Annotated in this window: 8 protein-coding genes; 1 reads left to right on the forward strand and 7 read right to left on the reverse strand. The window is 61.5% G+C overall.

Annotation, left to right across the window (positions count from 1 at the left end; all coding sequences use genetic code 11):
- Positions 1 to 144: 144 nt before the first annotated feature.
- The 7 genes from ACW9JC_RS26710 to ACW9JC_RS26740 form a co-directional block, all read right to left on the reverse strand.
- Entirely contained in the window at positions 145 to 1,116 is a 972-nt protein-coding gene (locus tag ACW9JC_RS26710; protein ID WP_457458748.1) for a Csu type fimbrial protein, read from the reverse strand.
- On the reverse strand, positions 1,113 to 3,470 hold the full coding sequence (locus ACW9JC_RS26715) for a fimbria/pilus outer membrane usher protein (RefSeq protein ID WP_457458750.1): 2,358 nt from the start codon (positions 3,468 to 3,470) through the stop codon (positions 1,113 to 1,115). The genes ACW9JC_RS26710 and ACW9JC_RS26715 overlap by 4 nt, the downstream gene beginning before the upstream one ends.
- A gap of 52 nt (positions 3,471 to 3,522) precedes the next feature.
- Positions 3,523 to 4,281, reverse strand: coding sequence for a fimbrial biogenesis chaperone (locus tag ACW9JC_RS26720; protein WP_445177320.1), 759 nt, complete (start codon positions 4,279 to 4,281; stop codon positions 3,523 to 3,525).
- 43 nt (positions 4,282 to 4,324) lie between these two features.
- Positions 4,325 to 4,825 (reverse strand): Csu type fimbrial protein, encoded by a 501-nt coding sequence (locus ACW9JC_RS26725; RefSeq protein WP_338581945.1) that lies wholly within the window; start codon positions 4,823 to 4,825, stop codon positions 4,325 to 4,327.
- A 4-nt stretch (positions 4,826 to 4,829) separates the two neighbouring features.
- A complete protein-coding gene (locus ACW9JC_RS26730; protein ID WP_338581946.1) occupies positions 4,830 to 5,366 on the reverse strand; it encodes a Csu type fimbrial protein in 537 nt (178 codons plus the stop codon).
- A 20-nt stretch (positions 5,367 to 5,386) separates the two neighbouring features.
- Complete coding sequence (locus tag ACW9JC_RS26735) at positions 5,387 to 5,920, reverse strand: Csu type fimbrial protein (RefSeq protein WP_457458753.1); 534 nt, start codon at positions 5,918 to 5,920, stop codon at positions 5,387 to 5,389.
- A gap of 105 nt (positions 5,921 to 6,025) precedes the next feature.
- Complete coding sequence (locus ACW9JC_RS26740) at positions 6,026 to 6,553, reverse strand: Csu type fimbrial protein (protein WP_457458755.1); 528 nt, start codon at positions 6,551 to 6,553, stop codon at positions 6,026 to 6,028.
- Between the two features lie 283 nt (positions 6,554 to 6,836).
- Between ACW9JC_RS26740 and zapE the strand changes: the two genes are divergently transcribed.
- Positions 6,837 to 7,952, forward strand: coding sequence for a cell division protein ZapE (gene zapE / locus ACW9JC_RS26745; RefSeq protein ID WP_457458757.1), 1,116 nt, complete (start codon positions 6,837 to 6,839; stop codon positions 7,950 to 7,952).
- The last annotated feature ends 31 nt before the right edge of the window (positions 7,953 to 7,983 follow it).

A 7,983-nucleotide genomic window follows, 5' to 3' on the forward strand; every position in this document is an offset into this window, starting at 1 on the left:
CGTAAGGGGCGAGACTTTTTGGTTCCTTTTGTGGCGTTTGACAAAAGGGACTCGCGGTAAGGGCGAAACCATAAGCCGCCGTCACCGCAGCAACGGATATGTACACAATCAACCAAGAACCTGGTCGGCCCAGAGGCCGCCAAGTCAAAACCCAACATCAAGCACAACGCTATCCAGATAAGTCCCCGCCGGCGGCGTCACCTGATCCGTATAAACCTTCGCGTTGTAATTAAAAACCTGACTCCCTGTACCCAACCCATTCCCAGGATTAACCTCGGCATCCGTACTCGCCCGCCGCGCACTCCCCACATTGCCCCAGCGAGTCACCCCGGCACTTTTGAAAATATCGTAAGCCAGATAATTCCCCCCAGACACCATCCGTCGCCGCCCACCAACACTGACCGCATTCTGCCCATCCCCCAACCCGACGGTATACGCACTGCCCTTGGTACACGCCAGATTGATGGTCTGCCCAGTGACCGGAGCAAACGCACTGACCACCGGCGCACTGCCAAACGCAATGTTCGGCGCAGTGATGGTGCAGTCATTCGCCACCGTCATATTCACCGTCAGCGTGGTGGTGCCGCTGCTGATATCGCGCCCCAGGCAAATGTCACCGATGCCAATACCGGAGCAGTAATTCCAGCTCCAGAAAATGCTCAGGGTTTCGCTGTAGACCCCGGCCGCGACATTGCTGCCAACGATCGTGCGCAGGTAAAGCGGCACGGTTTTCGGTACCGTGCCGTTGAGCAGACCCAAGGCATCGATGATGCCGTTGCGGGCAAAATCGTACGCCGTGCCACGGGTCAGCGGGTAACTGGTGCTGTTGTTGGCGTAAATCGTGTAGCCGATGACATCGCCGGTGGGTCCGCGCAAGCCGCTCTGGGTCGACGTGATCGTGGCATAAAAATGATCATTGGTCGTCAGCAACGACAGCAGCGAACCGGTACAACTCAAGCCACCGTTGAGCGTGGAACTGGGCTGCGACGTGGTACGCACGGCAATCGAACTCTGCGAACCGAATCCCGCCGGCGTAGTACTGACCACCGAGCACAAGGCCCACGCCGATCCCGGCAGCCATAGCGCCAGCAGCATCAGCCACTTCGCCATGTTCATTGACACACCAGCGGACCGATCAACGGGATCTGATCCTGGTTCATGTCGACCGCGAACTGTACCTGGCAGGTTTTGCCATCGGCCAGGGTTACCTGCAGATTGTTCTGCGGCTGCAGGTTTTCCAGGTACACCAAGCCGTCCCAACCGACCACGGTTTGCGTGCCGCTCTGTGTGTGCAAAACGCCGCTGCCCAAGGCCAATTCCTGCTGTTGTGCGTCCACCAGCACGATGCTCGCGGCGATCACCCGGCTCAGTGGAAACTCCAGCAAATAGCCACTGCCACGGCGGACCGCAATGCGTTGCTCGACGTTCGGGCTGCGCACGTTGGCCGGTAGATTCAGCGGATCGATTTCGTATTTGCCACGGTAATAGGCACTGCTCCACGGCACGAGCAAATGGCCGTTGCGATCGGTCTGGCCGACCTGCTGGTTTTCGTAGCGCACCGGGATATTGGCATAGCCATCGGTGCTGACCACCACGAAGGCATCGTCGATGCGGTTGGCGGCGAACACCTGGCGGTCCATCCACACCAGCGAACCGCTGGCATCGGCCCAACGCGTTTCGGCGTCGCTGGTGCCGTAGACACCGGCCTGCAATTGCACCGATTGCAGGCGCCAGGTCAGGTCGGCCTGCCGGTAATCCGCGCCGTCACCCTTGGCGTAACCGAGATTGAAACCCACCCCGCCCTCGGTCGGTACGGCTCGGCTGTAATTGACGCGTTGTTGGGTTTGCCCGGTCTTGCTGCGCTCGCTGCTGATGGCCAGGCTGCCGCGCAGGTCGAAGGGAATCACCAGTTGCGCCTGCACGGCCCAGTTGCTGTCGCCGATCTCGCGATTGGCCGACAGGTAAAAACTGCTGTTGCGCCACAGCGGTTTGCTCCACGTCAGGTTGAGCAGGCGCGTGCGCGAATCGTCCGCCGCGCGCACGTCAAAATACCCGGCGCCCAGGCTGCCCCAGGTATCGAGATTCACGCTCAGGGTCGCCTGTTCACTGCGCGTGCTGAGCGTGGTGTACGAGTTGTCGACAACCGTCAGGTCAGCGTATTGATCGCGCCGTTGCAGGCGCTGCCAGGAAAAACTGAAACGCTGGCTGCTGTACTGATAACCGAGGCTCATCTGCTGACCGCTTTCACCGTCGAAACGGCTTTGGCTGATGGCGCTGTTGAGTACGCCGAGATTGCCCAGGCGCACATTGCCGCCGACACCGCCGAGGGTCAGGGCGTCCGAGGCTTCGGCGTGGCTTTCCAGGGTGAAGTTGTCGCTCAGGCCATAACGCAGGCTGCCGGACGTCACGCCGGGGCCGTAACTGAAATCGCGCAGGCCGTAATCCTGGCGCAAGGTGCCAGCGGCCACCGAGAAGTCGCTCAAGCCTTTTTGCAGCAGGCTGCTGGTGACGTAGAACGGCACCGTGGTCGAGACCTGTCGACCCAATGCATCGGTGGTGACCACTACGGCTTCGCCGGCGCCGTTGATGAAGGGAATGTTGGTCAGCGTGTAGGGACCGGGTTGCAGATCGGCGCTGCTGGATTTATAGCCGTTGATGAACAGGTCCACCGACGACGGCACCGCCGCCTCCCCGGCAAACTGCGGCAAGGGATAGGTCACCAGGTCCGGGCGCACGCCGAAATCCCTGGAAAACTGCACCCCGCCCAGACGCACCGAATTGCTCCACGGCAAGGCACCGCTGACCAGATCACCGGCCTCGTAGGTCAGCAGCCGCTCATCATCGGAGTAACGCCAGGTAGTGTCGTAACGCAGGTAACCATTGCTCAGCGTACTGACTTCGTCACCGGACAGCGTGCGGCGATATTGCCCGGTATTGGACAGAGTGCCCCAGCTGTCGAACAGCCGCACTTCGTTCCATGCCGCGAGATATGTACCGGCATCATCGGTGTCATTGAGGTACAGGTCATAGTTGAACAACGCGCCAAAACTGCTCAGGGCCGGAGTGCGCGGGTAGACCTCGCGACGGCCGACAAACTGCTCGGGCAACCAGTCCGGCGGCACGTCCAACAGCAAACGCTGGCCGTTGCTGTCGTACTCGCTGTGCAGGCCCGGCAGGCTGTCGAGGCCGACTTCGGTGCCGATGTCTGCTGGCAGTTTCATACCGGTATCGCGCAATGCACTGGCCGGGAGGAAAAACTGCCCGTTGCGCTGCTCGACCGCCACGACTCGTCCGGTGTTCATCTGGTTGACCACCAGCTCCAGAAACAACTGCGCATCGGCCACAGCCTCCATGCCGCTGGGCGGAGGCGGCAGGTCGCCGGCCTCTGCGTGATGAACGATCGCCAGGCAACACACCCAACCCACGGCCCACAACGGACGCTGAACACTGCGAGCCCAACCCTGGTTCATTACTACTTTTTGTCCGTCATTGGACTGTTGACTCCTTTACCTCATCCGGCCTTCATCGCGCTGGCGCAATACTCTGCACCTGCGACGCGCCATTGACCCGCACCTGCAACGCCGGTTCGCCGGCAACCGGACCGGGCGCGGGCCAGCGCATGATGGCGCCGGGCAACACGTAGCCCAGCAGTCCTTCAACCAAGGGTTTGGTCTGGCTGCCCTGCTTGAGTGCCACATCGGTCAGCCGCGCGTGCACCGCGCCCTGGTTGCGCACTTCCACATAGGGCTTGCCGTCCACGGCCACCGTGCGCCAGGTCAGGTTCGGCAGGCCGATGCCTTTCGGATCGCGCTGGCGGGTGGTGTCTTCCTTGCTCCACAGGCCTGCGCCATAGGCGAACAACGGCACCGAGTAGCGCATCTGGAAACGAATCGCCGCCGCGGTTTTGCCGTCATCCGCCTGGGGTGGTTTCGCCGAGGGAATTTCATCGATGATGATCCGGTAGGCCAGCTCCTGACCCGGCGGAACATCCCGGGTTCGCGTCAGGCGCACCAGTTGCTTCTGGCCCGGCTCGATCTTCGCCACAGGCGGACTGCCGATCACGTCGCGCTGATTCTGGTATTGATCGCTGAAGCCGCTCTGGCTCCAGGCAAACACGCGGATCTGCAGATTGGCCGTCTCGCTGCCGCGATTTTCCAGCCACAAGGCGCTGGCCTGTTGATCGGCCTCCAGCACCGGATCGATCGGCCAGATCAGCACCGAACTGGCCGCCTGCACCTTGGCCACTCCCAGCAACAGCACCGCCGACAACGTGCATCGCATAACCGGTAACCACATACACCTGCTCCTTGTTCAAATCGCTCCGTTACCACGACAACTGCACTTGCAGCACATCGCTGTAGGTTCCTCCCGGCTGATTGCCCGGTAATTGCACCTGACCGTAAATCGGCAGGCTGATGTTGTTTGCGTCGCTGTACGCCACTGCCACGCTTTGGCCGATTCCCAAGACCTGGCTGAACGCCGCATCGCGAAACAACTGATACGCCACCCGGTTGCTGCCGGTGGTGAGCTGCATCTGTCGCCCGCCGTTGTTGTACTGACCACCATCGACGCTCATGTTCAGCGTCACCCCCGGCGTGCATTGCAACTTCACCCCGCCGGTCAACGCCACCTGAACCGGGCCGGTCGCCAGTGCCGAACGGCTGCCGAAATTCAGGCTGCCGTAATTGGAAACGCCGCCGACCACCAGGCAACCGGCGGTCACCGTGGCGCTGACCTGGAAGCTCTGGCTGGTCACCGCCGCCAGCGGCAACGGCACACTGCCTGCGCACAGCAGCAGAAACGCCGCACAAGCATGGCGGGCCATGGCGCTAGAACGTCAGTTCGACGGCGACGGTGTCGGTGTAAGTGCCGGCAGGCAAACCAGCCTTGCCCAGCGCCTGGCCGTAGATGTTCACGGTCTGCGCCACCCCGGTGCTGGGGGCGAGGTTGATCACGCCGTCAATCGCCAGCAACTGCGAGTGCCCGGCATCGGTGTACAAGTCATACGGCACGTAGTTGGCAACCCCGTCATACAGCGCACGAGTGCCGCCCGCCGATTGCCCGTCATGGGCGCCGGCACGGACTTTGACCGTCGGCGTGGTGCCGCTGGAGCAGAGAATCGACAGCGCCCCGCCGCCACCACCCAACACTTGGCCGCTGGCGGAGGTGAACAGGCTGTTGGCGGTGCCGAAATTCAGCGCGCCGAAGTTCAGGTTGGTGGAACCGCCGACACCGTTGACCTGACAACTGCTGGTCAGGATCAGGCTGGAAGTGATCTGGCCGGTGACCGTGGTGGCGGCCGTTGCGCTGGACGCCAGCGTCAGGCCAAGCAATGACAATCCGATCCTTGATGCAAACGTACGCATGGTGTCCGTCCTCTACGGGGTTACCAGTCGAGCGTCACCGTCAGGGTGTCGGTATAGACACCGGCCGGTAGCGCGCGGGTATTCGCCACCACCGAGCCGAATACCGGAATCGGTATCTGCGCCCCGCTGGTAACAGCGAAATTGTGTTGTTGGCCGATGCTGTAGCTGCGGTTGCCGGAAGCATCGAGGAACAATTGATAAGGGATGGTCTGGCTGCCATTGCTCAGGCGCCGGGTGGTGCCGTCGCCGTGAGTGCCGCCGTCGATGGTGACGGTGAAACCGGTGACCGAGGGGTTGCAGGCAACGTTCAGCTTGCCGCTGGCTTCGTCGCCGAGACTGGCTTTGATCGGGTTGTTCCAGGTCGGGCCTTGCTGGCCGAAATCGAGGGTGCCGAAGTCGGCGACCGGGCTGTCGGGGTTGGCCCCGTTAGTCACTTCGCAACCGGCGATGAGGGTCAGCCGCGCCTGAATCTGCCCGCTGATTGCAGCCTGCGCGACACCGCCCGTCAGTAGCAGTGCGCCTATGGCGATAACCCTGCAAAACTCGCTTGTCATCACACCAATCCCAATTCCTTCAGGATTAAACACACGGTCGTTCGCTCGCGAACGCCTCCTTCCCTGCACAATCGGGCTCCGCCAGATTGTTTGCTGCCAATCCACTCACCAGCTCACCGTCACCTTCACCAGATCCGAATAACGACCGACCCGCACAATGTCCGCCAAGGGTTCGATGCGCGCATACAAGGGTAAATCCACCGAGCCGCTGTCCGGCACGCGACCGCTCATCGGCACATCCACCGCCAGCGGAATACGCCGCGCCGGGTCTTGATACAGCCGATAGGGAATGGGTTTGCTGTGCTCGGCGTCGGCCGCCATGTAGCGCACGTCGCCGACGCCGCCGTGCAGGCCGCCATCCACGCGTAATTGATAAGGGGTATCGGGGTTGCATTCGAGCCGGGGCAAGCGCTCGTTCATCAGCGCGGCGCTCAATGGCCCGGCAGGATCATCCAGACGCGCGGTGCTGCCGAAGTCCAGCACGCCCAGTTGCTCGATTCCTGCGCTGCGTTGTTGCCCGACCAATTGGCAGCCGCGCTGCACATCGACCCGTACCTCCACCTGGAGTTCGGCGGCCGATACTGTCGCACTGAGCCCTGCGCCCAAGACTGCCAACACCACACGTCCATTCACGGCCCCATTCCTTTTGAGGGGTGTCTTGTAGAAGTCAGGTTAGCAATGCATCGGGAAATCGCCAGTCAGCTAACGATAATTGGATCCATGAAAAGCAGTGATTTTATAGTGCCACCACCGCCCAGAACCTCGACAGCTACGGGATATAAGCTGTACACACCGCAGTATTCCGTCCAATTACATCCGTATTCCATCGACACAACTGGAAGCACATTCATCGCTCTGGTTACACTACGCCGCCGCAGCTCGGGGAGCCTGCCTGAAGATCACGGGGTGACATCCAGTGGCCGTTCGACCGCCCAACCGTTCACGTCTCACACCACGCTGGCCGTCACTTCGCCGCCTGTTCGGCAAAGCCTCGGCCGCGCCTGCGACCGGTCGGCTCATCCACGACTACTTTCACCACAAGGCCCATGCCCAGGGCTACACCCTCAGTCACAGCCAGCAACGCGTGATCGACTGCATGGCGCAACACGCCACGACGTTGACGGGGGCTGCGGCGAAAACCCTGCCGGGGCTCTATCTGCATGGTGCCGTAGGCCGTGGCAAGAGCTGGCTGCTGGATGGGTTCTTCCAGGCTATTCCCTTGGCGGAAAAACAACGCCTGCACTTCCATGAATTTTTTGCCTGCCTGCACCAAGGGATGTTCCGCCATCGCGCTCAGCCGGATGCTCTGGCGACCACCCTCGATGAATTGCTGCGTGATTGCCGGGTGTTGTGTTTCGACGAGTTCCACGTCCATGACATCGGCGATGCGATGTTGATCACGCGGCTGTTCAAGGCATTGTTCCGCCGAGGCATCCTGCTGCTGGTCACTTCCAATTACCCACCGGAAGGCCTGCTGCCCAATCCGCTGTACCATGCGCGCTTCAAACCGGTGATCGACCTGATCAATGCGCGCATGCAGGTGATGGAAGTCGGCGGGCCGCACGACTACCGCAGTCAGGTCAGAACCCACGCGCAGCAATTGTTCACTCAAGGTAAGTACGTCTGGCCCGCCACGCAGGCGCAGCGTCAGGCCTCCAACCTGCCTGACGCCGATGCCGCCGCCATTGCCTTGCCGGTCGGTACGCGCCACTTGCCGGCGCGCTACTGTGAAGGGCGCACCATCGGTTTTACCTTCAGCGATTTGTGCGATCAGCCCACGGCGGTCATGGATTATCTGGAATTGTGCCGACGCTTCGATCACTGGATCATCGATGAACTGCCCAATCTGGCGGACTGTTCGATTGCCGCCCAGCAACGTTTCATCAATCTGGTGGACGTTCTGTACGATCAGGACAAGCACCTGATCCTGCTCGGCCAGCGCTCGTTGCGTGAAAGCCTGGACGGTGATGCGATTGACCTGGCGCGTACGCGCAGCCGGTTGGGGCAGTTGGTGGAGGTGCGGGAGACATAAATCAAAAGATCGCAGCCTGCGGCAGCTCCTA

The organism is Pseudomonas sp. SDO5591_S426 (assembly GCF_054070755.1).

Bases quoted from the DNA above. Each gene is read 5' to 3' on its own strand.
- ACW9JC_RS26710 (WP_457458748.1), bottom strand. From the start codon at position 1,116: ATGAACATGGCGAAGTGGCTGATGCTGCTGGCGCTATGGCTGCCGGGA.
- ACW9JC_RS26715 (WP_457458750.1), bottom strand. From the start codon at position 3,470: ATGAACCAGGGTTGGGCTCGCAGTGTTCAGCGTCCGTTGTGGGCCGTG.
- ACW9JC_RS26720 (WP_445177320.1), bottom strand. From the start codon at position 4,281: ATGCGATGCACGTTGTCGGCGGTGCTGTTGCTGGGAGTGGCCAAGGTG.
- ACW9JC_RS26725 (WP_338581945.1), bottom strand. From the start codon at position 4,825: ATGGCCCGCCATGCTTGTGCGGCGTTTCTGCTGCTGTGCGCAGGCAGT.
- ACW9JC_RS26730 (WP_338581946.1), bottom strand. From the start codon at position 5,366: ATGCGTACGTTTGCATCAAGGATCGGATTGTCATTGCTTGGCCTGACG.
- ACW9JC_RS26735 (WP_457458753.1), bottom strand. From the start codon at position 5,920: ATGACAAGCGAGTTTTGCAGGGTTATCGCCATAGGCGCACTGCTACTG.